The sequence below is a fragment of the Faecalicatena orotica genome (assembly GCF_003149245.1).
Lineage (GTDB): Bacteria > Bacillota > Clostridia > Lachnospirales > Lachnospiraceae > Faecalicatena_A > Faecalicatena_A orotica.
The window spans coordinates 474,119-500,055 of the sequence record NZ_QGDL01000001.1 but is presented as its reverse complement, the minus strand read 5'-3'; the positions used below and the strand labels follow the sequence as shown (position 1 = coordinate 500,055).

Genomic DNA, 25,937 nt, shown 5'->3' with positions numbered 1-25,937 from the left:
ATCTCTATGAGAAAGGCGGAAAGTGCTATGAGAATCGGTTGTGTGAAGGAAATCAAGAAACAGGAATACCGTGTAGGAATGACACCGGATAATGCAGGAAGTTACGTCAATGCCGGACACGAGGTATATGTAGAATCCGGACTGGGCGTGGGATCGGGTTTTCCAGATTCGGAATATGAAGAGGCCGGGGCAAGAATTATGGGTACGGCAAAAGAGGTCTGGGATATTTCTGAAATGATGGTGAAGGTAAAAGAGCCACTTCCGGAAGAATATCCACTGTTCCATGAAGGATTGATCCTCTACACATACCTCCATCTTGCGGCGGATAAACCATTGACGGAAGCACTGCTGGAATCAGGAGTAAAGGGGGTGGCTTATGAAACACTCATGGAAAGGGACAAAAGCCTGCCGCTCTTAGCTCCTATGAGCCAGATTGCAGGACGACTGAGTGTACAGGAAGGGGCTAAGTATCTGGAAAAAATGTATGGAGGGGAAGGGGTGCTTCTGGCAGGGGTCCCGGGGACTCCAAAGGCAGATATTGTCATTATAGGCGGAGGATCCGTTGGAACAAACGCGTGTAAGATAGCGGCCGGTATGGGGGCGAATGTGACTATCATGGACGTGAATACCCAGAGACTGCAATATCTGGATGACATTTTCGGTGCCAGAATCCAGACACTGGTTTCCAATGATAGAAATATAGAAAAAGCATTGAGAAATGCGGACCTCGTAATCGGATGTGTACTGATCCCCGGAAAAGCTGCCCCAAAGGTCATTAAGAAGAAATACCTTCAGCAGATGAAAAAAGGTGCCGTGATTGTAGATGTGGCAGTAGACCAGGGCGGATGCTGCGAGACGACAAAGATGACTTACCACAATGACCCGATTTATACAGTGGACAGTGTTGTTCACTATTGTGTCGGAAACATGCCGGGAGCGGTGCCGAGAACTTCAACCATCGCACTGACCAACGCCACCCTGCGTTATGGGCTGGAGATTGCTAAGAATGGGCTGGAAGAGGCATGCAGGGAGAATGAAGTGATTTATTCTGCTGTGAATACTTATCAGGGGAAGGTGACATATCAAAATGTGGCGCTGAGCCTTGGAATGGAGTATACAGATATAAAATCACTTTGCATGAACCCGGGCCGGTAACAATTGAATATTCGCTTTTCAGACGGTTATGAGAGCAGCCGGATTTACGAATTTAGTGTAAATCCGGCTGCTTTTATAATGAGCTAGTCAGATTATCAATAAAAAGGAGTGGTACAGTGACTTTATATTTTAATGACCGGAGTAACGGATATAGCTCCCGTAATATCGATATTTCTGACCGTAGGCGGATACGTCAGATGGAAAGAGAGCATTGCTTCTTGTGTAAGAGCCTCATTGGTAGTAAAGCTTCCCGAAGCCGTAGCATTTCGGCCCACGCTTCCGGCCGGCGCATAGGAGGCGTAAAGCAGGCGGAGGGAGTTATTAATCTTAGGAATGATCTGCATATATCCATCGGCTTCCGGTATGGCCAGGAATAGGTAGTTTATCAGGTAGAGATAGCCGGGAGGGAGGATGATCTGGCTGTCCTGTTCCAGACGAATCTGCTCCCCTTCCTGAAAATAAACCAGCATAGGGAGTTCAGAACCCGAAGGCGGGCTGGACTGGACCGCAAACTGGGCGAAAAAGCGGCGCCCATCATCTTCCCCACAGGGAGGTTCGGGTGGATTTGGACAACAAAATTTCATAGAAATACTTCTTTCTTTTTCTTTTTAGTATATTAGCCTAGAAATAGAATGTTACGTGGAGGAAGGATATGATTGTGTGTCGTGATTGTTTTATAGTATAGATTTAGAAAATCAACTATGATTTCTTAACAAATCTACCGTTACTAAATTGTGAATTTTGACGAAAAGTAGTATTAATACATAAATAAAGAAAAAATATATTGTAAAATTACTACTAACATGATAATATTCAAATGTAGTTAAATTACATTTTAAAAAGTGAGGTAGAGAAATATGATTACATTAGTCAGAAAATTTGAAGGAATCATTGTTGCAAATTTAACACCGTTTACTGAGGAAGGCGTGTTAGATGAGACTGCTTACCGGGAACATATTGAATTTATGATCGAACGTGGTATCCACGGATTGTTTCCGATAGGAACGATGGGGGAGGGAATCAACATTCCTCTGGAGGAGAAAAAGCATATCATTGATGTTCTGGTGGATCAGGTAAAGGACCGTGTAGATATCATCGTACAGGGTACCTGTGTAAATACAGCTGAGAGCATAGCATTTGCCAGATACTGTTATGAGAAAGGTGTTCATGCAATGGCACTTATCACTCCGTGGTTCTATCCTTATGATGAAGAAAACCTGTATCAAAATTTTTCAGCCATTGCCAGTGCAGTTCCTCAGATGCCAATCTTCATTTATAACAATCCGGACAGGGCAAATAATAAGTTGTCAGTGAAGTTATACAAGAGACTGGTACAGACTTGTGAGAACATTGTTGGTGTAAAAGACAGCAGTAAGGATATGGTCTTGTTTCAGGATTACATAAATGAGCTTCCAGAAGAGGCAATCGCCATCAGCGGATCAGATGGACTATTTTACCTTTCCCTGTGTGCAGGTGCAAAAGGAATCGTGACAGCGATTGCTAATTCTCATCCCGAAATTTTCGTTGCTCTGTGGAACGCATACAATGCGGGAGACAAGGATCACGCATGTGAAATCCAAAAAGAAATTAACCAGATGAGAAGTATCTTTAAAATCGGGCCATATGCATCTGGTTATAAATATGCAATTGAGAAGAGAGGACTTAAATTCGGTGGTTTCCGACTCCCGGTCAGAGACTTGAACGAAAAGGAGAAAGAAGCATTTGAAAACGCATATAGTTCTGCGGAATTTATCAAAAAATGGGAGAGATAAGAATGAAAAGATGGATTGTGTGTTTGTTATCAGCTTCTCTGGCGATTAGTATGCTCTCAGGATGTGGAGTGTCAGTAAAGGGAAAATCCTATTCAATCAAAGTAGGATATGGAACTAACCCCGGCCATCCAATTGATCTGGCATCAAAGGAATTTGAAAAAAGGGTGGAAAAGGAAGCAGGGGAGATGGGATATGATGTAGATGTACAGCTTTTCCCTTCCTCACAGCTTGGCTCGGAAAAAGAAATGATAGAGCTGTTACAGATCGGAGCACTGGATATGTGTCCGACAACGACTGGCCCGCTTGGACTTTTTGAATCTTCATATCTTGCATTTGACCTGCCGTTCCTTTTCCTGAATACTGATCAGGCGGACAGGGTGTTGGATGGTGAAATCGGAACCGAGATGCTCTCTAGCATGGAGGATATCGGTATAGTAGGACTTTCCTGGTGGGAAAATGGGTTCCGCGAATTGACGAACAATAAACGAAAAATTGTAAAACCTGAGGATTTGAAAGGAATCAAACTGAGGACCATGCAGAATGATGTGCATATTGATTTCTTCCAGAAGCTTGGAGCCGCACCGACCCCACTTGGATTTGGTGAAATATACACTTCACTTCAGTCGAATGTTATTGATGGACAGGAAAATCCACTTTCAATTATTGCAACGAATAAGTTCTATGAGGTCCAGCCATATACAACGATATCAGATCATGTATATTCGCCTGTCCCGGTCTTGTACAGTAAGGCGCTTCTTGAGGATCTGCCGGAGGAACTGCAGGAAATTGTAACGAAAGCCGCATATGATGTCCGGATTTATGAGAGAGAAGCGGGGCGCACACAGGAGCAGGAATATATTGATGAGATCGCTCAGAAATCTGATATTTATATACTTACAGATGAAGAAAAGATGGCCTTTCAGGAGGCCGCCCAAAGCACATATGTGAAATTTGAATCGGTAATTGGAAAGGAATTTATGGACAGAGTAATTGAAGAAGCACAAAAATAAAACGGGGAGCAGCCGCTTCAGGGGCGTGAGCCACAGCGGCAGATCCGGGAAAGGGAAGCAGGGTTAAAAAGTGAAAAATCAGGTAAAAAAGGTTGAAAATATAATGTTAATGATTTTGGGTCTCTCCATGACACTGATTATGTTCATAAATGCATTGGGACGGTACATACTAGGGGATACATTTCTCTGGGCAGAAGAAGTCATACGCCTTCTTTTTGCATGGGCAATGTTTATTGGAATCACCGATCTGTTTATAACGGGCGGTCATATCGGGTTTGATGTTGTTTCTAACAGGAACAAAACGACCAGAAAAGTCTGTGCAGTGGCTGCGTATGCTGTACTGATTATCATAGGCTGGAATTTGATGGTATATGGTGCCGGAATTATCTCTGTAATCGGAAAGATTCCGCTGCCTGCCACAAAACTGCCGGGAGCCATGTTTTATATACCGGGAGTAATTGCAGGTGTAGTCTGGATATTTATTGGAATTTGGGGAATCGTTAAGACATTGCGTAAACAGGAAAAGGACAGGCAGGAGGAGTAAAAAGATATGAGTACACTGTTATTATATTTGGGCATTTTTGCAGTATTTTTTGTGATTGGTGTACCAATCGTATTGTCACTGTCTCTATCTGCAATTATACTGCTGTATTTCAGTGATGTACAGGTACTGGTATTTGCACATCAGTTTATTAAATCAATGGATAACTATTCTCTGACGGCTATTTTCTTTTTTATTCTGGCAGGCGAGATTATGAACTCAGGCGGGATGACAAAACGAATTATTGCCGCAGTTTCAAAAAAGCTGGGAAATATTCCCGGAGGGCTTGCAATGGTTGCAGGTGTCAGCGCCATGATATTTGCAGCGATTAACGGTTCTGCCATCGCTACGGCAGCAGCTATCGGTGCAATTATGATTCCGGCCATGCAAAAACAAAAATATGGATCTGCATACAGTGGGGCAGTGGTGGCAGCAGGCGGTGTTGTAGGGCCCATCATTCCGCCCAGCATACCGGTTATCCTTTATGGCTCTATTACAGGAGCCGCAATACCGAGCCTTTTCGTAGGGGGGATGATACTGGGTCTTCTGATTACTGCCGGCCATGTGGTCCTGAGTTATATCATTGGGAAAAAGCGCGGATACTATGTTCCCAAAAGTGCAGTAAAAAATATGGGAAATGTTATTGATGTGGAAGAAAATGAATCAAAAGGCGTCATCTGGGCAATTATGCTTCCGATATTTATCATGGTGACAATCGTAGCAGGAATCTTTACTGCAACGGAAGCAGCAGCCTTTACTGTAGTTTATGCGTTTATTATTTCAAAGTTTGTATATAAAGAACTGAAGCTTGAAGGCATCACACAAATCTTTGAAAGATCCATGAAGTCTACAGGAACTGTTATGGCAATCGTAGGAAGTGCGTCAGCAGTTGCCTGGGTACTGACATATAACCGTGTACCACAGCAGGTTGCTGACTATTTATTAAAATTTGCGGATTCTCAAATGGTGTTCATGTTGATCGTATTTATACTGTTGGTTATTGTCGGGATGATCATGGACCTGACACCTGCAATCTTGATACTTGCACCGATTTTTATTGCTCCGGTGACTCAGTATGGAATTGATCCGGTGTATTTTGGAGTGATTTTCCTTGCAATTCTGACAACAGGGCTTATTACACCTCCGGTCGGGACACTGATTTTCACGGCGTGCGGAATGACCAAGAAGACATTTAGCGAGGTGAGTAAAGAACTCATCCCCTATACAATTGTCACATTTGCGGTTATTTTGATTGCAGTATTCGTCCCACAGATTATAACATTCCTGCCAAATCTGCTTTATCAGTAAAAGCAGTCTGGATGAGGTAAGGTATTCTTTTTACTTTAAAATATGTGCCCTTTCAAGAAAACTATTGTAAATTTATGAAAGATATAGGAGAATGAAAATGAAAAAAGAAGAAATATTAAAAAAAATAAAAGAAAATGGATTAGTTGCGGTCGTGCGTGCGGAACACGCGGATGAGGCAAAGAAGATTACAGAAGCCTGCATCGCGGGAGGCTGCGCCTCAGTAGAGATTACATTTACAGTGCCGGGAGCACATCGCATCATTGAAGAACTGGCAAAAACATATAAACCGGAAGAAATTCTAATCGGTGCAGGAACCGTTTTAGATGCACCTACGGCAAGAATTGCAATATTAAGCGGAGCCCAATATATCGTAAGCTCCAGTTTTGACAGAGAAACTGCGATGCTCTGCAATTTATATAAAATTCCCTATATGCCGGGGTGTATGACACTGAAAGAGATTTCTGAAGCGTTAAAATATGGTGTGGACATCGTAAAAATCTTTCCGGGCAATGTCTTAAAAGTTGATTTTGTGAAAGCCGTCAAAGGTCCCATGCCACAGGCTGAAATGATGCCGTCGGGCGGTGTGGATGTTGATAACGTAGAAACATGGATTAAGGCAGGCTGTGTTGCTGTTGGCGCAGGCGGAAGCCTGACAGCAGGAGCAAAGACAGGTGATTATGGGGCAATTACTGATCTTGCGAGGCGGTTTTCGGCCAATATCAGAGCAGCACGCCAGAGTTAGGTAACCATAAAAGAATCCGGTCAGGAAGAGAGGTAAAAAATATATGAGTACAAATGTCCTTGCGTTGGATATCGGAACATCAAGTGTGAGAGCCATGATTATCGATGAAGAAGGAAATATCCTGCATAGAGAGCAGACCAGATACGATGTCATTCTCGTGAGTAAGTATATGCAGGAACAGTCTCCGAGTGAAATTGAGAAGTATTTCAAAGATACAGTCAGGGCCTGCATTGAGAATGCCGGAGTTGACAGACAGAGTATTAAAGCGATGTCATTCAGCAGTCAGATGTATAATATTTTTCCAGTCGATATAAACGGACATCCACTGTATCATATGATTCTCTGGTCGGATTCCAGAAGTGACGAACAGGCAGAAAGACTTTCTATGATCTATGGAAAAAGTTATCTCTATGAGGCAACCGGCTGTCCTTTGAACTCTATGTATCCTTTATCCAAGATTATGTGGCTCAGGGAGAATGAACAGGAGATTGCAGCGAAGGCTTATAAATACATTTCGATTAAAGAGTACATTATGGAAAAAATAATTGGTGAGTATGTTGTAGATTACTCGATGGCATCAGGAAGCGGGCTGTTCAATATTCATCAGTTGGAATGGGACAGCCGTGCCCTGAGTATGATCGGAATTTCAGAGGAGCAGTTATCCTGCCCTGTTTCAGGTGCAGCAGTATTTGAGTTCAGAAATCAGGAATTGAGAGAAGAGCTGGGGCTTCCATCAGGAATAAAAGTTGTACCGGGCGGAGGAGACGGGCCACTTGCAAATCTGGGGAGCGGAGCTTCAAAAGAAGGAGTCATCAATATTGACTTGGGTACCTCCGGAGCTGCAAGGGTTCTGACATCTGTCCCGGTGGTGGACAGTGAGCAACGGATGTGGACTTATGCCGTGACAGATCATATGTGGGTATATGGTGGGATCTTAAGTAATGTGGGAAATGGATATCAGTGGATGATCCGGAATATTGCAGAATTTGCGTATGCAAAGAGCTTTGATGAGATTTTTGATGTGGTAGACAAAAAGCTGTATAAACTTCCCCCGGCCTGCGACGATCTTTTATTCCTGCCCTATCTGATTAAGTGCAGAAGTCCCTACTGGGATGAGAAGGTGAAGGCAACGATTTACGGGCTGACTCATGAGCACACTCTTGTAGATATTGTAAAGTCATATCTGGAAAGTATTGGGTTTGATCTGTTTTCGCTTGTAAATATTATTCATGAACAGGTGAAAATATGCCCGGACTTGATTCTTACCGGTGGTCTTTCCAGAACAAAAACGATGTGCCAGATGCTTGCAGATATACTGGGGAAAAAGATTATTACGCTCAATATGGCGGAAGGTTCTATTATGGGTGCGGCTATCTTTGCCCTCTATGGGATTGGTGTACTAAAGGAACTGTCATTTGAAAAAGAACTGGCTGTGGACTTTGTATATCAGCCGGATATTGACAAACATATTTCATATCAGAAAAAATATGTGAAATACATAAGACTCAGAAATGCAATGTATAACATTGAATTATAGAAAGTTTAATGCCTGGCAGAGCCAGGAGGTAAATATGTATAAAGTGTTAGTAACTTCAAAATCATTTGCAAGATATAATCCTGAAATTATTGAGGAACTTAAGGAGAAAGGAATTGAAATTGAAAGAGCATCTGTGAGCAATATGTCAAGTGAACAAATAGCAAAGGCAGTTCCAGATTATGATGCACTGGTCTGCGGAATAGACAGGATTGATAAAACGGTTCTGGAGGCAGGAAAGAAGCTGAAAGTCATACATATGAACGGTACCGGGGTGGATCATATCGATGTTGCGGAGGCATCAAAGCGGCATATCTATGTGGGAAACTGCCCGGGAGCCAATGCGCAGGCAGTTGCAGAACTGAATCTGGGGATTTTGCTGTGCGAGGCAAGGAAAGTTGTAAAACATTCCCGCCTGATTGATCAGAGGAGATGGGAAAGAGAGGTAGGGGTGGAGATTTCCGGGAAAACGATCGGAGTGCTTGGACTGGGAGCTATTGGAAGGCGGTTTGTAGAGCTGTTGCAAGGATTCCGGATGCGTGTGCTAGCCTATGATGCAGCTCCTGATCTGAAGTGGTGTAAGGCGTTTCAGGTGGAATTGGTAGATGACGTTAATCAGATTTACAGGGAAAGTGATTTTGTCAGCCTTAACCTGCCCTTGTTGGAAAGTACACAGGGCATAATCAATGAAACAAGTTTAAGACAGATGAAAAAAGAGGTCATTATAGTCAATACCGCCAGAGGGGGCCTTATAGAGACAGATGCGCTGATTGAGGCGCTTAGGGAAAAAAGGATTCGCGGGGCGGCACTGGATGCTTTTGCAGAGGAGCCTCTGGATTTAGAATCTCCGCTTCGGGAACTAGACATAACAATGACTCCTCATATAGGGGCTTCTACCATAGAAACAATGAAGAATGTTACCAGAATCGTATCAGAACATCTGGTTGAAGTTTTGATTGAGAAGAATCCCGAACACATGCTGAATGTCTGAAATTAATTGTACTTGACAGTTTCCTGTGGTAAGATAATTGTGTAATCCCGGAAAACAGGATGACTTTGGGGAGGATTCACTTATGATCTTACATTCAAAAAATGAAGTATTACTGCGTATTCAGGAGTTGTTTGATATGTTAAGCAAGGCAGAACAGAAAGTGGCAGGATACGTTCTGGAAAATTCAGATGAGACGATGCGTCTGTCAATTGCGAGCCTTGCAAAGCAGGTCAATGTTTCAGAACCGACAGTTGTACGTTTTTGCCGAAAGCTTGATTTCGACGGCTATCAGGACTTCAAAATTGCTCTGGCACAGGGAAGCAATTATACAAATGAAACATTAAAGATTATACATGAAGAGATTTTGGAGTCCGATTCACTGCAGGAAATCTCGCAGAAGGTTGTTAACTCCCATATTCTTGCATTGCAGCAGACATTTACTTATATAAACTATAAGAATATGGAAGAACTGCTCCAGCTTTTGTGCAGGGGCGGAAAAGTAGAGTTCTACGGACTGGGTGGATCAGGTACAGTTGCCATCGATGGAGAAAATAAGTTTTTAAGGACGGGCATCAATACCTGGGTGTGTATAGATTCCCATATTCAGCTAATGCGTGCGGCGCTGCTTGGAAAGAAAGACCTAATTATCATCTTTTCAAATTCAGGGACTACAAAGCATTTTGCGGAAGTAATAAATATTGCGAAGAAAAATAAAACCAAGACAGTACTGATTACCTCGTTCAAAGAATCCCTTTTGGGGAAAATGGCGGATCTGGTCTTTGAGGTGAGGGCGAGAGAAACCTCTTACAAGCAGGAACCTTCAAGTTCCCGCGTTGCCATGCTTGCCATCATAGATGTAGTTGTAACTGCAATTGCACTAAAGAACCAGGAGCAATATATCAGGAATATCCATGAGACAAGGCAGGCATTATCTGCCGAGAAAGAAATTAAGAAATAAAGATACTGCCCATGAAGCTGAGAATTCATGGGCAGTATTTTTATTACCGCTTTGTTCATATGGATTGGTTTATTCAAATATATACCTTGACAGGCGAGGTATCATATGTTTAAATGTAAGTATAAGAAAGGAGGTATGTATATGTCAATCGCTTCAGATTTAATCCGCGGGCATACAGATACTATCATCCTGGCACACCTGACAAGGGAGGACAGCTATGGCTATAAGATTAACAAGGATATTCAGGTGAAGACAAATAATAATTATGAATTAAAGGAAGCAACACTGTATACCGCCTTTCGGAGGCTGGAGGGGGCAGGGTATATCTGTTCCTATTGGGGAAACGAGAATACAGGGGCAAGGAGACGCTATTATACAATCACCCCGGAAGGGCGTCAGGCATATGATCAGATGAAGAAAGAATGGGACGAAGCCAAAGAGCTGATAGATATTCTGATCAAAAGTGGAGAGGAGAGGCAAGATGGAAGATAAACTGAGGGCATATATGGACCACCTGTTCAGGGATGTGAAGCCAACGAGAAAGACAGTGGAGTTAAAGGAAGAGATTCTGCAGAATCTGGTCGACAAATACCATGATCTGCTAAAAGAAGGAAAGACGGAGGAGGCTGCCTATAACATTGCAGTTGCAACTATCGGAGATATGGATGAACTGCTTGCAGGGCTCCAGAATGAGAATACGGATATGCAGCCTGTATATGACGAAAAGATGGACAAATGGAGGAGGAAGTCAGCACTTCGGATTTCCGTGGCAGTTGCATTGTACATTATGTGTCTGTTACCTCCGATATTGATGTCAGGAAGCGCTTATGAGGACAGCATTGCCCCGGCACTGATGTTTAGCATGATTGGTGTGGCAACAGCAATCCTTATTTATAATAATTTAACAAAGCCATATTATCACCGCGCCGATGACTCTATTGTAGATGAATTCAGAGAGTGGCAGCAGCAGACCGATTCCGCCAGAAGGGCATTCAGGGCGATCAGCAGTGCATTGTGGGCACTGATCGTTGTGATTTATATACTGATTAGTTTCTGGACGATGGCATGGCACATCACATGGGTGATTTTCCTGATTGGTGTTGCAGTTGAAGGAATTCTGAAAGCTGTATTTGAATTAAAAAGGTAGGGTGGGGACATGGATAGAAGACAATCAGCAATCATTCGGATTATAGCCTGGTCTGTTGCGGCAGCAGCGCTGGTCATCATACTGGTACTCGGTTTGACAGGTAATTTCCATTGGTTCAACATCGGATTCAGCAGCGGGTATTATTATCCGGATTCCGGAAAATATCAGGCAGGGGCCGGAAAAATAGACGGAAGCGAGATAAACGATCTGGATATTAACTGGATGAGTGGAAGTGTCAGGGTTGAAGTATATGATGGTGATACGGTTCAGTTTTATGAGAAGGCTTCAAGAGATTTGAAGGAAAATGAGCAGCTTCACTATTACAACAAAAATGGAAGGCTGAAGATACAATACCAGAAGGCACAGAAAAAAATGCTGTCAATGGGAAAGAGCCTGAGTAAAGAACTGACAGTAAAGATCCCAGAGGAAACAGGGAAAAGGCTGGGGTATGTGGGAATAGATACCATTTCCTCAAACACACGCATCAAAGGGATTACGGCAGACAGGTTTAATCTGAATTCAACTTCCGGCGATTTCGAACTGGAAAAGTGCAAAACAGCAAAACTGGAGATGGACAGCACCAGCGGCTGCCTGACAGGACTTGACGTGACAGTGGAGGATAAGCTGAACACAAATACCACGAGCGGAAGTGTAAATGTAAAGGGCAGCTGCCGGAAGGTAGAATCCGATACAGTATCCGGTGATGTAGAGATAGAATCAAGTACATGTCCGGATAAAATCAAAACGGACAGTGTAAGTGGGGATTTTATACTGGCGATACCTGAGAATGACGGGTTTACTTACCATCTGGATACCGTAAGTGGGTCATTTAACTGTGATTTTGGAGTGACACATGCGGATGAACGGGGAACATATAAAGATGGCGGGGCATCCTTTAACCTTGGATCTGTGAGCGGCGACTTCACGATAAAGAAAAAGTAAAGAGGCAGAAGATGCACGAAAAGGGTTGAAAGCTTAGACTATGGGATAAGTTTTCATCCCTTTTTTAGTGCGCTTTTTTTCTGCGAAAATATAAGAAATTTTCATCGGCAATTTTACCAGAAACTATGGAGCAAAAAATGTTTCGGAAACCAGTGGTTTTGTTGAATGTGTCGGAAAATACTTTCGTTCAATAGAAATATTGATTTAAAATTCATAAAATGATAAGATTCAAACAACAAAAATAATTTACTAAACTTGTTGAATAACAAAATAAACGAAAGGAGGTAAAGATGAATATAAATGATATTGCGAAACTTGCCGGCGTATCTGCATCGACAGTTTCAAAAGTAATGAATGGCAAAGATAAGGATATCAGTGAGGAGACTAAGAGGAAGGTCCTGAAGGTAATAGAGGAAGAGAATTATGTTCCGTATTTGAAATACCGGGAAAAAGAAGGTCTGAAGAATCATTTACTTGGTTTTCTGGTGAGAAAGGATAACAGAGAGCGGGAAGCACTTGTGATGAGCGCTGAGAAAGCGGCCCGGGAGGCAGGGTTTAATCTGGCTGTCAGCTATGTGGACGGGATAAAGGAAATGAAACAGGGTGTCGATGAGATGGCGCGCAGAAAGATTGCAGGCATTCTGCTTGATTCAGAGCAGCTGATCACGGGCACAAAATTTGAAAATGCATCGGTCTACCTGTCCTGTACAAAGGAGTTTGATGAACGGCAGAAAGCAACTTTCTATTACCGGCTTTCGGAAGCGGGAAAGCTTGCGGCTGAACGTCTTATCAGGGCAGGGCATCAAAAAATCGCATGTATTATTTACAAAAACGAAAGAAGTATTCTGAATGGATATAAACAGGCAATGCAGGATAACAATTTCCCGGTACAGCCGGTATGGATATATGAAGGAGAAACGGTTAAAGAGATTGAAAAATATGGGGTCAGCCAGTGCATGAGCGAGAACGTGACAGCGGTTGTCTGCGGGTCACAGGAGATTGCCTATTGTGTCTGCAAGGTGCTGGAGAGAAGCCGTACGGTGATTCCGGACGAACTGTCCGTAATTGCAGTCGGTGACGACAGGCTGATGGAGATGCTGGGAAATGGAATAACCACAGTGAAGCTTCCTGCTGAAAACATGGCTAGAGATGCGGTGGAATACCTGACTGAAATGATTCAGAATGAGAAACAAATTGAGGTTATGAGGAGATATCCGCCATCGGTTACAGAGCGGGGAAGTATTGCAGAACCGGCCCAGACAAAGCAGGGGGAAAAAATCATTGTGGTAGGCAGTATGAATATGGATGTGACGATTGAGGTATCCAGAATTCCTGTCAATGGGGAAACACAGATTGCCGAGAGGGTCTATGTATATCCAGGCGGAAAAGGCGGAAACCAGGCTGTCGGCGTCGGCAAGCTGGGAGGTCAGGTCTACATGATCGGATGTCTCGGAAATGATATGGACGGCAAACAGCTTTATACGAGCCTGACGGAGAATCATGTGCACATGGACGGCGTACTTTTCGATAACGCAATGCCAAGCGGTAAAGCATACATTAATGTAGAGCGGTCCGGGGAAAGTACGATTGTGGTATATCCGGGGGCGAACCGGAATTTAAGCATTTCCCACATCAACCGTTTCAAATATTTGTTTGAGAGTGCAAAATACTGTCTGCTGTCTCTGGAAATTCCGGGAGACATCGCAGAATATACCATGAAATTCTGCAAGAGAAATAAAACAGAGGTGATACTGAAACCATCAGCAGTCGAAAAGATTAAAGAGGAACTTCTCCTGTATGTTGATTATTTTGTACCGAATGAGCATGAATTAAATATATTTATGCCAAACGGAAACAGTCTGGAGGAAAAGGCCGAGATGCTGCTTGAAAAGGGAATCGGCAATGTGATCGTTACGCTTGGGGCAAGGGGCTGTTATTTCAGGAATGCAGGGACGTCCATGTATTTTGAAGGGACAGGGTTCGAACCGGTAGATACGACAGGGGGTGCAGATTCCTTCATAAGTGCTTTGGCGGTTTATCTCAGCGAGGGCAAGAACATCATACAGTCTATAGGATTCGCGATCTATGCATCCGGCCTGAGTGTGACCAGATATGGAGTCCAGCCTGCACTGCCGGACAGAAAAGCGGTGGACATCTATGAAGAAGAAATTTATTCAAAATATTTGAAAAAGGATGAAAGGGAGGCAGGTTAAATGGTAAATGAAGAATTGAAGAAGGAATGGGAGGAGTTTGCAGGACTATCTGAGGGCGGAGTGTTTCAGAGTGAGCGCAATATCCGGATTCTGAAACGGCTGGAAAAACCCGGTGAGATCGTGGATGCTGTGCTTGATACGGATACTTACAATGAAATAGATGACCAGTATGCACTGGCCTATATGTTGAAATCTGAAGAATCGGTCCGGGTAAAAGCTATCTACGCAGCACCCTTTACAAACTGTAAGTCAGACGGGCCGAAGGATGGCATGGAAAAGAGCTATGAGGAAATTAGACATGTGCTGGAACTGATGGGACGGGAGGATATGTACGGGAGTGTTTATAAAGGTTCAGAAGACTACCTGCAGGATGAACATACACCCGTGGTTTCAGACGCAGCCAGAGATCTCGCCAAGCGTGCCATGAACTATTCCGAAGAGCATCCCTTGTATGTGGTAGCGATTGCAGCCATAACAAATGTTGCATCTGCAATTCTGATGAACCCGGAGATTATCAATCGGATCGTTCTTGTCTGGCTGGGCGGAAATGCCCATGACTGGCCCAATAACAGGGAATATAATTTGTATCAGGACATTGCAGGTGCAAGGGTTGTATTCGGATGCGGGGTCCCTCTCGTCCAGCTTCCGTGTATGGGTGTGGTTTCTGCATTTACCGTCAGCGGGCCGGAACTGGAAACTCATTTGCGGGGGAAAAATCCACTTTGTGATTATCTGGCAGATTTTACGGAACAGGAGGCTGTCTCATGCGGTGCAGGGAAAACCTGGAGCAGGCCGATATGGGATGTGACGGCAGTCGGCTGGCTGATTGGGAAAGACCTGATGAATGACCGGATCGAATATGCCCCGGTTCCGGAATATGACAACCGGTATTCAGTCAGGAAAGACGGCCACTTTTATAAGTATGTATATTATATCAACCGGGATAATCTTCTGGAGGACCTGGTTGAGAAGCTGACAAGATAAAAGGAAAAGGAGAAAATCAATATGAAAAAAATGGACAAATTATCAGTATTTCTGATCCCTATCGGCGTGGCACTTAACTTTATCGGAGCACAAATCGCGATGCTCCTGAAACTGCCGGTGTATCTGGACGCGATAGGAACCATCGTGGTGGGTGCCCTCTGTGGGGGACTGCCCGGCGCAGTAGTCGGTGTTATTTCTAATACCATCAATTCGATTACATATCCTACATATATCTGGTACGGGGTCATCAGTGCAATCTATGGTGTACTGGCAGCATACCTGTCTAAGCGGAAAGTATTCTGTACCTTATGGAAGTCCATCCTGGCCGCATTCTTATTTGCACTGATCGGGGGAGTCATGAACTCCTGCATTACATGGATTCTGTTTGGTTTCAACTTTGCAACGGATACAACAGCGCTTTTTGCAATTCCGCTGCATTCTGTAGTCGGGCTGCCGAAATTCCTGGCAGAAATGGTCGCAGCGATCTGTATGGATGTTGCGGATAAATTCCTGGCAATTCTGGCAACCTTCTTTATCCTGAAGAGTATGCCAAACCGGTTCCTTGTGAAACTGCGTCTTGGAAATGTTTATATCAAAAAATAAGGAGTGAAAAGCGTGGAGAAAAGTTTTATTGATTCATTTCGGGAATATCAGAAGTTTGACAATTGGTTTATCAATTTTAATCCTTTGTCAAAACTGAATATATTGTTGGCCCTCGGATTTTCCAGTATGCTGCTGAATAACTGGAAATATGGATTCAGCCTGTGTATCCTGTTCTGTATACTTGCGTTTGCAGTTGGACGGGGAAAACAGTTTATGAAACCATTCAGTGTGATTGTACTGATCTTTGGATTTTTCACACTGGTCATCCGTCAGTTTTCCGTGTCCGGAACGACGGTATTATTTGAACTGTTCGGGGTGCTTCCTGTTACAAAGGAAGCGCTCATCAACGGTTTGAACACAGCTTCCTACCTGCTTGGATTTTCCGGTGCAATCGTTTTGTTCTTTGTAACGACAGAGATGCGGGACCTGATGTATGCGTTGGAAAAAAAGGGCGTTTCGCATGAAATATCGTATATTGTGCTGGCCTCATTTCAGACAATTATTGACTTGAAAAAGAACACGGACCTGATCATGGAATCCCAGAAAGCCCGCGGCATTGAGACAGAAGGGAATGTCCTTAACAGAATTAAAGCATTTTTCCCGATTCTGGGACCGCTTGTCCTTGGAGCTATTTCAAGTACGGAAGAAAAATCAATTGCGATGGATGCGAGAGCTTTTTCCGTGAAATGCGGACACACCTTTTTAAGAGAACTGCGGCCGGTGCCGCTCCCAGAAAAGGTTGTCGTGATTCTGACAGATATTTGTTTTGTACTTCTGGTTGTATTTAAGATTTATCAGGTATTCGGATAAGGAGGATTGAAGATGGTTGTTGCAGAATTTAAGAACGTAAATTATAAGTATCCTCTGACGGATGAATATGCCCTGAAAGAAATCAATTTCCAGTTTGAAGAAGGGAAATTTTATGGCCTGATCGGTGAAAACGGCGGAGGAAAAACAACATTGTGTAATCTGATCAGAGGGCTGATTCCCCACTTTTATAATGGTGAGCTGGAAGGCAGCGCGAAGGTTTTCGGGACAGACATCAAGGAGCATAATGTAGAAGAACTGGCAGTGAAGATTGGCTATGTTTTTCAGAATCCGTTTAATCAGATGAGCGGGATCAAAAGTACTGTTTTCGAAGAAGTGGCGATGGGACTGGAGAATCTTGGAGTTGAAAAAAATGAGATCATCCGGAAGGTGGAGGATGTGCTGGAACTGCTGGGGATAGAGGATCTGATGACAAAAAACCCGAATGAGCTTTCCGGGGGCCAGCGGCAGAGAGTTGCATTCGCATCCATCATAGTGATGGATAACGATATGCTTGTCATTGATGAGCCAACCAGCCAGTTGGACCCGCAGGGGACGGAAAACGTGTTTGAGATTATCAGAAAGCTGAAACAGGCCGGAAAAACAATCATTCTGGTTGAACATAAAATCGATCTGATTGCAGAGTATTGTGACGAGATTATCGTGATGGAGAAGGGACAGATTGTGTGCTCAGGTGAGACGAAGGATATCCTCTCCAGAATGGAATTACTGGATTATGGTGCTTTGATTCCCCAGGTAGCAGTGTGGGGGCATGAGATGGGCGGGGCAGGGATGCCGCTTCCGGAGATTCCGATTACAGTAGAACAGGCGGTCAGGCTTGTCAGGGAAAGGGGGCGTATGACTGATGGCAATTGAACTTAAGGATGTTTCCTTTGCCTATCCGAACGGATATGTGGCAAATGAGGGTCTGAATCTTGTTATAAAGGACGGAGAACTTCTGTCGATCGTCGGGCAGAATGGTGCGGGGAAAACGACAGCCGTGAAGCTGATGAACGGTCTGAATAAGCCATCGAAGGGGGATGTGCTGGTTGACGGCGTGAATACAAAGGAAAAAAGCTGTGCGTGGATTTCGAAAACGGTGGGATATGTCTTCCAGAATCCAGATGACCAGATCTTCAATAGTACGGCGCTTGCAGAGATAGAATATATGCCGCGTTATATGAAGCTTTCAGAAGAAGAGGTGAAAAAGAGAAGCAGCAGGGCGATTGAAATGACAGGAATCAGTCATTATCTGAAAATGAACCCTCTTGATATTCCTTATGCAATCCGGAAGTTTGTAGCAATTGCAGCGATTATCGCGACACAGCCAAAATACCTGATTCTGGATGAACCGACGGCTGGCCAGGATAAGCGGGGGAATGAGATTCTTGAGAATATTATCAAAGAACTGAAAAGGGATGGGACCGGTGTGATTGCCATAACGCATGACATGGATTTTGTTGCAAAAAATTTCCCGAGGATTGTAGCAATGGCACACAAGAACATTATAGCGGACGGAACTGCCAAGGAGATTTTCTGGAACTCTGCGATTGTGGAGGAGTCCAGAATCAAAAAGCCACAGATTGCACAGGTGGCAGAGCGGCTGAACCTGCCGGGCAGCATCTTGTTCCGGGAAGAACTTACAAATGCATTAAGATAGGAGAAGAATATGGAAATAGCTGTAGTAGGAAGTATGAACATGGATATGATTGTTCATGCGGACAGGATTCCACGGAAAGGAGAAACAATCGCGGGCGGCGGGATAGAGTACCAGCCGGGTGGAAAGGGGGCAAACCAGGCAGTTGCGATGGCAAAACTTGGGGCCAGTGTTACGATGTACGGCTGCACAGGAAATGATGCGGTTGGAAAAGAATTGATTGACCATATGTCATCGTGTGGAGTAAATACAGAAAAAATACAGACTGTGGAGGGTGTGCCAACGGGACAGGCTGTCATAACTGTCGGTGAGGGCGATAACACGATTGTGATCATAGCAGGGGCTAATGACTGTGTCAGTATAGCTTATGCAGAGGCCAACAGGGAAAGTATACTGAAAGCCGATATCATTGTCCTACAAAATGAGATACCGGAAGAAACGGTAGAGTATGTGATCCGTATGTGTCATAAATGCAATAAGAAGATCATCTGGAACCCTGCGCCGGCGAGAACACTGGACAGAGAGCTTCTGGATATGATCACCTATATGACACCAAATGAGCATGAAGCAGGAGTAATCTGGGGAGAAAAAGCAGAAAGCATGGATGACCTTCTTATGCATTACCCCGAAAAACTGGTCGTGACCCGGGGAGAAAAAGGGGTCAGCGTAAACCTTAAAGAAGAGGGGATCATTACCATTCCGGCCATGAAGGTGGATGTGAAGGACACAACGGGGGCAGGGGATACTTTAAATGGCGCCTTCTGCGTGGGGCTATCTAAAAATATGAGTGAGAAAGAGGCACTGAGATTTGCCAATGCGGCAGCAGGGCTTTCCGTACAGAAATACGGGGCCCAGTCGGGAATGCCGGCATTGGCTGATGTGGAAAGGGTTTTGGAAGAAGCCTGACAAAAAGCAGAAACGATGATTAGTCTTATGGCTCCGGGGTCCAGATATTCATGTCTTTCAGTATAGAATATGTGATATCGGAGGCCCTGCTTCCCGTAGCTTCTTCCTCATCCTGTATATAGCAGGCGAAGAAGACCGGATTCTCGGACCGCTCAATGAATCCAATGAACCAGCCCCGGATTTCCTGCCCGTCGATCTGCCCGGTGCCTGTCTTTCCATACAGGGAGCCATCAGGGCCAGAGGCAGTGAGAATTGCTTTCTTCACTGCCTCAATGTTTTCCGGGGCGAACCCGAATTTGTTATAATAGAAGTCTCTCAAAAGAGCCACCTGTTCAGAAGGCGAAATTTTTAGATCAGATTCCAGCCAGTAGGTGGTAAGGTCCCCGGACACCTGTTCATTACCATAACCGATTCTGTGGAGGTACTCTTTTACGGAAGCTCTGTCCAGTCTGCTGTCAATGGACTGGAAATACCAGTTGACTGAGTTATGCATGGCAGTATCCAGATTCTGGTCTGCCATCCAGGAATCGAATGGGTACGTACTTCCATCCCAAGCCATCTGCGAATTTCCGGGTGTGATGATCCCGGCCTCCAGACCCTGCAGTGCATCATATATTTTATAGGAAGAGTCCGGTGAAAAACGAGTCTGTGCAAGGCCCTTATTATAGATTGTCCAATGCTTGGAAGAGGCATCAAAAAGCACGAAGCTTCCATCATATGTTCCAAAGTGGGAACGCAGGTCTGCATAGGAGATGTCTTCTGTTCCTGCCGGGACCGGGGCGTAATCGCTGCTTTCGGCATGGGCAGGGAGCAGCGGGATAAAGGTAAACAAAAGGGCAGCTGCCAGTATACAGATGCAGATGCCTTTTACCTTTTCCTTAGTGCTGCACTGGTGGTAAGAGGCAATATTTAAGATACGCTCCTTTATATGACTCTTGTTTCCACCCATTTCTGAAACAAAAGGAATGGTTCTTTCAGACATCTTCCGTGCAAAATTCAATAGGACCATTCCATAATTCTTATACTCATCTTCCCCAAGCATCTGCAAAACGGAAGAGTCACACGCCACTTCCCGTTCATCGCGCATACGCTTTAATGCAAACCATACAAGCGGATTGAACCAGTATACGGTAAGTGACAGATTCATAAAGAAATTCAGGAGAGAGTCCTTGTGCTTATAGTGCTGGAGCTCGTGCAGGAACATGTACCTCATATCACTGCCGCAAAAGTCTGAAACCAGATGGAGGGGCAGGTAAATGCGGGGGGTCAGGATCCCGGCCGTAAATGGTGAGCTGATATAGGCAGTAGTGTATACCGGTATTTCTCTGCGGATAAACAGTTCCTTCATACAGTCCTCATAAAGTCTTTTGGCCTCTTTATTCTGAAGAGGAAGTGCAGTGCGTTCTATCCGGTGCATATGTATCTTCATATAAGAAAAATATAGAATCATGATACCTATTCCGAAAAGCCAGAGACCGAGTATTGCCGTTCCAAGATGGTCAGGATTACCAGTGACGGATACACTGAGATCTCTTGTCAGTTCCGTAGCAGCAACGTTCAGGCCTGTAACCGCGGGCTGCCCGGAAGCTGCATTATGCAAAGAGGTCCTCTGCAGCGAGGAAATCCATGAGGAGATCCTGAAAAAACCGGCAGGTTGAAAAGGCAGGAAAGGAAAAGGCAGAAGAAACAGCATGAAGAACCAGAGCCGGTACTGCGTACGTCCGGATAACTGCTTCTTCATGAGATGTTTCACCATATACAAGATGGCTATAAACAAGGCAATATAGAGATTGCTGATCAAAAACCGGATGCTGAATGCGGCCAAATTATTTTCCTCCTTATTCCTTTTCCTCAAAGAGGAGAGAACGAAGCGAGTCGATTTCACTTTCTGTCAGGTGTTCATTTTCCAGATAAGAGGATACCATAGCAGTGATATCGCCGTGAAAAAAACGGTTCAGGAAGGTACTGCTTTCCTGGCTGATATACTCATGTTCTCCAACTAAAGGGGTGTAGACGAACACCCGGCCCTGCTTCTCATAAGTCAGGGCGCCCTTGTTTACGAGACGTTTCAGCAGTGTCTGGATCGTCTTCGGCTTCCAGTCGGTTATCTTTGTCAGATGTTCTGTCACATCATTCGTACTGATCGGCGCACGGGCCCAAACAACTTTCATTACTTCGTATTCTGCTTCGGTAATCTGAGGTAAAGATTTCATAAGCACCCTCCAAATCTTACATATGTAATAAAAATATTATACCGGCGGAAAAGCTTTCTGTCAATGCAGATTAGATTGACGCGGCTGGCAGAGAGGGAATATAATTAGGGTACTATTTACAGAAGTCTGTGTAATCGAAATGGAGGTATACGAATGACAAAAGTAAAGATTCAGCCGGGACCGTGTAATTTAGAAACAAGAGTAGAGGCCGTGTCAGAGGACGGGATGGAAGTACAGGTGAAAATCTCATCTGCCTGCGAATCTATTGCGAAGATGACAGAGGTATTGGGTGACACATGGGATGCATATGATGTCTGTCTGGGGAAACCGGGAACCGGACCGTTGTATGAATATGCAGAAGAGCACATGCCGGGACATGCATCCTGCCCTGCTATCGCAGGGGTTATCAAATGCATTGAAGTGGAATGCAAACTGGCGCTGCCGAAGGATGTGTCTATTACATTTATGAAGGATGAATAAAAAAGAAAAGCTATCGTATTCAGCACGGATACGATAGCTTTTCTGGTAAAAATAAGTTCTTATGTAATCATTTCTATTCTGACTACGAATTCTTCCCTATATGGTAGTCTCTTTTTAAAAGTTTCATCACTGACCTCGATAGGATATCTACGATGTTAAATCCGAAAGCGATGGCCAGACAAGTGACAAGCAGAATAATCGTTTCATCAATTGCCATATTATAGTCCCTGCTCACACATCCGTACATCATATAATAGAGATTGGGTCCCGGGATCAGCGGGAATACGGAGGCGGTCAGAAAGATTGTGGACGGCGCCCGGTTAATTCGGGACATGATAAACGCATAAAGTGCAACGAAGACGGATGCCACCAGTGTTGCTAAAAAGTTGCTTGGCCAGAAATAATAGACTGCCACATAAATCCCCCATGTGATGAATGCACCTACACCTGAGTAGACAACCTGCCTTCCGCGGATTTTAAACCAGAAGGCAAATCCGATACAGGCAACCGTACAGGATATCAACTGGATGGTAAGGTTATTGTTCAATATATAGCCTTCCGGTGATACCTCTTTGAAAAGAAGAAGGGCAAGCGCAGTACCACATGCGATACCGGCAGCACCGAGTATCGAATTCATGATATTGATCGAGCCGGAGATGAAATCCCTCTGGAGCACATCCCGAATCCCGTTCGTAGTACTAAGCCCGCTGATCAGCAGCATAACGATACCGATCATAATTCTCTCAGGATGGCTCCCTAGTCCGAGGTGGACCGACAGAAGAATGATAACCTCCGAGAAAAAAGACAGGATCAGGTTATATACCATCAGGTTTTCTTCCCTTTTGCTAAGCCACCCTCCCACGATAACGATCATAAGCGATACAATTACTGCAACAATTGCATCCTGAAAATTACACCCAAAAAAGACCGCAAACCCGGTACCACCCATTACAGCAGCAAAATATTTTGTATATGGCTTCTGCGGCGGCCTGTTCATGACCTCTTCATACTTTTCGCGCATCTGCTGTTCATCCGGTTTATTCTGACAGACAAATCTGGACAGATTATTCAGATAGTCCAGCCTGTCGAAATCAATGTCGGTCGATTCAATGTGCCGGATCTGGGTAATGATTTCACCTTCCGGCGTTTCTACCGTTATCTGGATGTTGCTGGGGATGGCAAACACATCATACTGCTTAAATCCATAACTCCTGCACATCCTGTAAAGACTGTCTTCCAGTCTGAAATTCTCTGCTCCGCACACAAGCATCGCTTCTCCGATATCAAGAATACCCTGTACTATCTTATTATAATCCATCACGTCGCCCCCTGCTTTTTATAATATCACATGATGTAATCATAGCATTGTTTTGGCAGGTGTCAACAAAAATTTCCTTTACCTATCAAAAATCTGCATAAATTCTATATAAAGAGGAGATATGCTGTAATAAAAGTGGCTTTTGTTTACATTTATAATATAAAAAGGTATAATAATACAGGAAATCTGAGGAAGACAGCCGGTACTGGAAGGAACAGCTTCAGGAGTATTTGAATGACAGTGATTCTTCATGCCCTATTGATATTTATTGAGCCTTTTGATATACTAAATAGCAAATAAATATGTATATGAACAATTAGAGAGTTTTTGGAAAAAGCTATTTTATCATAGCGGATAGTAATCCGGTAACCGTAATGAGAGCGGCAGGCGGATTTGGGATCGTGAGGAGGCAAACATGAGAAGACTGCTGAAAGGGCTCAGCCCTGAATGTGAGGCCCTCTTAAATCTTATTCCCGGCGGAGTCATGCAATGCAGGAATAACAGCGTTTATACCATTATTGAGGTCAATGATGGTTTTCTTAATATGTTCGGATTTACCAGGGAAGAACTGGATGAAAGGTTTCAAAATCAGTTCCTCAGCCTGGTTCATCCGTCAGACCGGCAGAATTTTCTTATAGAGGTCGACCGGCAAATGAACAAAGGAAATAAACTTTCCTTAAGCTATCGTGTCTTGTGCAAGGACGGTACCTACAAGTGGACAGCCAATAGTGCCCAGCTTTTTGGGGACGAACAGGAAGAACGTTTTTTCTGTATTTTTCTGGATCTTACTGAAGTACGGGATGCACAGGAGAAGCTGCGCCTGTCATTGGAACATCTGGAAATTATTATGAGCCAATCCTCCGATATTATTTTCGAATGGGATTTTACCTCAGATTCCATATCTATTTCTCCTAATTGGCTGGAAAAGTTTGGATATGCCCCGCGCTATGATGGAAGTCTGCAGAAGGAAGAAATTCTGCATAACTTTTATCCCGATGATATTGATCCTATGGCCGCGTTTATGGAAACAGTCAGAAAGGGTGCACCCAACTCATCTATTGACGTCCGCATCCGGGCATTGGAAGACAGGTACATCTGGTGCCGGATAAGGGCTACTACCCAGTTCAGCACAGAAAATGTCCCCTTCCGTGCAGTAGGGACCATTTCTGACATTGATGAAGAAAAGAGGATGGTGGAAGACCTGCGCAGACGCGCGGAGCTGGACGCCCTTACCGGACTTTATAATCATGCTGAAACAGAGCAGAGGACAAAGCGGTATCTGGCAGGAAATCCCAAGTCGGTTGGTGCTATGTTTATCATTGATGTAGATAATTTCAAATCAGTGAACGATGGACAGGGACATCTTTTGGGAGATGCGGTACTGACAGAACTGGCGGCGGGGATGAAGAAGCTGACGCGAAAGACAGATGTGATAGGCAGGATCGGCGGGGACGAGTTCGCGATGTTCCTGAAAGACCTTCCTTCCGCTCAGGTTGCCGAGGAAAAGGCAAGGAAGCTGTTAGAGATGTTCCAACAGCTTTTTCAGGGAGAAAAACAGCCCATTAAGGTGACCTGCAGTATTGGACTGTCAATTTATCCTTTAGATGGTACTGATTATCAGACCCTTTACCACTGTGCGGATCTGGCACTTTATCAGGCAAAAAGCCTGGGGAAAAACCGGTATGTCCGGTTTGATGCCAAGAGTATGGAGGCTGTGGACAGGATCGGATACTCATCTTTGGGCGCCGCCATTGATTCAGATGAAGCTCCAAGGGGCAAATGTGGGGATCTGGTTAATTATGTATTCCAGATCCTGTATGATACAAATGATATCGATATAGCCGTGGATGCGATTCTGGAAATCGTAGGCAGACGGTTCGATGTGAGCAGGGCCTATGTGTTCGAAAACAGCGATGATGGAGAATATGTCGACAATACATACGAATGGTGCAATGAAGGAATTAAGCCCCAGAAGGAGTTCTTACAGCACTATCCCTATGAAAATGTGAAAGGGTATAAGGAACTGTTTCAGGATCAATCTGTTTTTTATTGTCGGGATATCCGGTCCCTCACGCCTGAACAAACCCGGCTTTTTGAGAGTCAGGATATCTGCTCAACACTACAGTGTGCGCTGTATGACGGGAAAGAATTCCGTGGCTTCATTGGGTTCGATGAATGCACGGGACTGCGGATGTGGAATAAGGAGGAAGTAGGCACACTCTCGCTGATTGCCCAGATTCTGACTACATTTTTACTGAAAAAGCGTGAGTCGGACCGTAATGAACAGATTTTGGTCCAGCTCAACACGATACTTGATATGCAGAATGCCTATATTTATGCCATCAGGCAGGACAACTATGAACTGCTGTATCTGAATCAAAAGACACTCCGGCTTGACCCGTATGCCAAAACAGGCATGACCTGCCATCAGGCCTTTTTCGGCAGGAGTATTCCATGTGAAGCATGTCCCCTGACCGGTGCAGTGGAAGTCTACAACCCACAGTATAACGTCTGGACTAAAGTTCAGTATTCCACCATGAAATGGGGCGGCAGCAGCGCGTATCTGATCAGTTGTATCGATATTACAGAATATAAACGGATACAGGGAAAAGAGAATGACTCAAAATAGATTATACGAAAAAAGACCTTGCGGTAA

Annotated in this window: 25 protein-coding genes and 1 pseudogene; 22 read left to right on the top strand and 4 right to left on the bottom strand. The window is 44.3% G+C overall.

The features are described 5' to 3' along the window. Window positions 1-27 precede the first annotated feature (27 nt). Window positions 28-1,155, top strand: a complete 1,128-nt coding sequence (gene ald / locus A8806_RS02130) for an alanine dehydrogenase (protein ID WP_109729503.1) — start codon at window positions 28-30, stop codon at window positions 1,153-1,155. Between the two features lie 122 nt (window positions 1,156-1,277). Here ald and A8806_RS02125 read toward each other — a convergent pair whose 3' ends face one another. Next, window positions 1,278-1,739, bottom strand: coding sequence for a hypothetical protein (locus A8806_RS02125; RefSeq protein ID WP_242995924.1), 462 nt, complete (start codon window positions 1,737-1,739; stop codon window positions 1,278-1,280). Between the two features lie 273 nt (window positions 1,740-2,012). Between A8806_RS02125 and A8806_RS02120 the strand changes: the two genes are divergently transcribed. The 19 genes and pseudogenes from A8806_RS02120 (at window position 2,013) to rbsK (ending at window position 19,270) form a co-directional block, all read left to right on the top strand. Next, a complete protein-coding gene (locus tag A8806_RS02120; RefSeq protein WP_109729502.1) occupies window positions 2,013-2,927 on the top strand; it encodes a dihydrodipicolinate synthase family protein in 915 nt (304 codons plus the stop codon). A 2-nt stretch (window positions 2,928-2,929) separates the two neighbouring features. Beyond that, the gene (locus A8806_RS02115; protein WP_181368550.1) at window positions 2,930-3,937 is read left to right on the top strand and encodes a DctP family TRAP transporter solute-binding subunit; all 1,008 of its coding nucleotides are present in this window, start codon (window positions 2,930-2,932) and stop codon (window positions 3,935-3,937) included. 103 nt (window positions 3,938-4,040) lie between these two features. Further along, window positions 4,041-4,481 carry a TRAP transporter small permease gene (locus tag A8806_RS02110; protein ID WP_146203247.1) on the top strand — a complete coding sequence of 147 codons (441 nt, stop codon included), beginning with the start codon at window positions 4,041-4,043 and terminating at the stop codon, window positions 4,479-4,481. Between the two features lie 6 nt (window positions 4,482-4,487). Beyond that, window positions 4,488-5,786, top strand: coding sequence for a TRAP transporter large permease (locus A8806_RS02105; RefSeq protein ID WP_109729499.1), 1,299 nt, complete (start codon window positions 4,488-4,490; stop codon window positions 5,784-5,786). Between the two features lie 97 nt (window positions 5,787-5,883). Beyond that, window positions 5,884-6,528, top strand: coding sequence for a bifunctional 2-keto-4-hydroxyglutarate aldolase/2-keto-3-deoxy-6-phosphogluconate aldolase (locus A8806_RS02100; protein WP_109729498.1), 645 nt, complete (start codon window positions 5,884-5,886; stop codon window positions 6,526-6,528). Between the two features lie 43 nt (window positions 6,529-6,571). Continuing rightward, window positions 6,572-8,065, top strand: a complete 1,494-nt coding sequence (locus A8806_RS02095; protein ID WP_109729497.1) for a gluconokinase — start codon at window positions 6,572-6,574, stop codon at window positions 8,063-8,065. Between the two features lie 34 nt (window positions 8,066-8,099). Next, the gene (locus A8806_RS02090; protein ID WP_181368549.1) at window positions 8,100-9,053 is read left to right on the top strand and encodes a phosphoglycerate dehydrogenase; all 954 of its coding nucleotides are present in this window, start codon (window positions 8,100-8,102) and stop codon (window positions 9,051-9,053) included. A gap of 82 nt (window positions 9,054-9,135) precedes the next feature. Further along, window positions 9,136-10,011 (top strand): MurR/RpiR family transcriptional regulator, encoded by an 876-nt coding sequence (locus A8806_RS02085; protein ID WP_109729495.1) that lies wholly within the window; start codon window positions 9,136-9,138, stop codon window positions 10,009-10,011. Between the two features lie 141 nt (window positions 10,012-10,152). Further along, complete coding sequence (locus A8806_RS02080; protein ID WP_109729494.1) at window positions 10,153-10,503, top strand: PadR family transcriptional regulator; 351 nt, start codon at window positions 10,153-10,155, stop codon at window positions 10,501-10,503. After that, a complete protein-coding gene (locus tag A8806_RS02075; protein WP_109729493.1) occupies window positions 10,493-11,158 on the top strand; it encodes a permease prefix domain 1-containing protein in 666 nt (221 codons plus the stop codon). The genes A8806_RS02080 and A8806_RS02075 overlap by 11 nt, the downstream gene beginning before the upstream one ends. Before the next feature lie 9 nt (window positions 11,159-11,167). Then, entirely contained in the window at window positions 11,168-12,100 is a 933-nt protein-coding gene (locus A8806_RS02070; RefSeq protein ID WP_109729492.1) for a DUF4097 family beta strand repeat-containing protein, read from the top strand. 284 nt (window positions 12,101-12,384) lie between these two features. Then, a pseudogene (locus A8806_RS26725) lies at window positions 12,385-12,519 on the top strand (LacI family DNA-binding transcriptional regulator); the annotation flags it as partial. A gap of 102 nt (window positions 12,520-12,621) precedes the next feature. Then, the gene (locus tag A8806_RS02065) at window positions 12,622-14,313 is read left to right on the top strand and encodes a PfkB family carbohydrate kinase (protein WP_278321091.1); all 1,692 of its coding nucleotides are present in this window, start codon (window positions 12,622-12,624) and stop codon (window positions 14,311-14,313) included. After that, the gene (locus A8806_RS02060) at window positions 14,314-15,297 is read left to right on the top strand and encodes a nucleoside hydrolase (RefSeq protein ID WP_109729490.1); all 984 of its coding nucleotides are present in this window, start codon (window positions 14,314-14,316) and stop codon (window positions 15,295-15,297) included. Between the two features lie 21 nt (window positions 15,298-15,318). Then, window positions 15,319-15,900: a hypothetical protein gene (locus A8806_RS02055; protein ID WP_109729489.1), complete on the top strand. Its 582-nt coding sequence runs from the start codon at window positions 15,319-15,321 to the stop codon at window positions 15,898-15,900. A 12-nt stretch (window positions 15,901-15,912) separates the two neighbouring features. Then, entirely contained in the window at window positions 15,913-16,710 is a 798-nt protein-coding gene (locus tag A8806_RS02050) for an energy-coupling factor transporter transmembrane component T family protein (protein WP_109729488.1), read from the top strand. Window positions 16,711-16,722: 12 nt separating this feature from the next. After that, a complete protein-coding gene (locus tag A8806_RS02045; RefSeq protein WP_109729487.1) occupies window positions 16,723-17,583 on the top strand; it encodes an energy-coupling factor ABC transporter ATP-binding protein in 861 nt (286 codons plus the stop codon). After that, a complete protein-coding gene (locus A8806_RS02040; protein WP_181368548.1) occupies window positions 17,573-18,367 on the top strand; it encodes an energy-coupling factor ABC transporter ATP-binding protein in 795 nt (264 codons plus the stop codon). Before A8806_RS02045 ends, A8806_RS02040 begins: the two co-directional genes overlap by 11 nt. A 9-nt stretch (window positions 18,368-18,376) precedes the next feature. After that, a complete protein-coding gene (rbsK, locus tag A8806_RS02035; protein ID WP_109729485.1) occupies window positions 18,377-19,270 on the top strand; it encodes a ribokinase in 894 nt (297 codons plus the stop codon). Window positions 19,271-19,295: 25 nt separating this feature from the next. Here rbsK and A8806_RS02030 read toward each other — a convergent pair whose 3' ends face one another. Together A8806_RS02030 and A8806_RS02025 are read right to left on the bottom strand one after the other, a co-directional pair. Then, complete coding sequence (locus A8806_RS02030; protein WP_109729484.1) at window positions 19,296-21,095, bottom strand: BlaR1 family beta-lactam sensor/signal transducer; 1,800 nt, start codon at window positions 21,093-21,095, stop codon at window positions 19,296-19,298. A gap of 13 nt (window positions 21,096-21,108) precedes the next feature. Next, window positions 21,109-21,483 carry a BlaI/MecI/CopY family transcriptional regulator gene (locus A8806_RS02025; RefSeq protein WP_109729483.1) on the bottom strand — a complete coding sequence of 125 codons (375 nt, stop codon included), beginning with the start codon at window positions 21,481-21,483 and terminating at the stop codon, window positions 21,109-21,111. Window positions 21,484-21,636: 153 nt separating this feature from the next. Between A8806_RS02025 and A8806_RS02020 the strand changes: the two genes are divergently transcribed. Then, the gene (locus A8806_RS02020; RefSeq protein ID WP_109729482.1) at window positions 21,637-21,963 is read left to right on the top strand and encodes a DUF6951 family protein; all 327 of its coding nucleotides are present in this window, start codon (window positions 21,637-21,639) and stop codon (window positions 21,961-21,963) included. Between the two features lie 82 nt (window positions 21,964-22,045). On the opposite strand, the gene A8806_RS02015 is transcribed toward A8806_RS02020, so the two are convergent. Then, window positions 22,046-23,281, bottom strand: coding sequence for a threonine/serine exporter family protein (locus tag A8806_RS02015; RefSeq protein WP_109729481.1), 1,236 nt, complete (start codon window positions 23,279-23,281; stop codon window positions 22,046-22,048). Between the two features lie 415 nt (window positions 23,282-23,696). Between A8806_RS02015 and A8806_RS02010 the strand changes: the two genes are divergently transcribed. Further along, window positions 23,697-25,910, top strand: coding sequence for a sensor domain-containing diguanylate cyclase (locus A8806_RS02010; RefSeq protein ID WP_109729480.1), 2,214 nt, complete (start codon window positions 23,697-23,699; stop codon window positions 25,908-25,910). Window positions 25,911-25,937 lie beyond the last annotated feature (27 nt).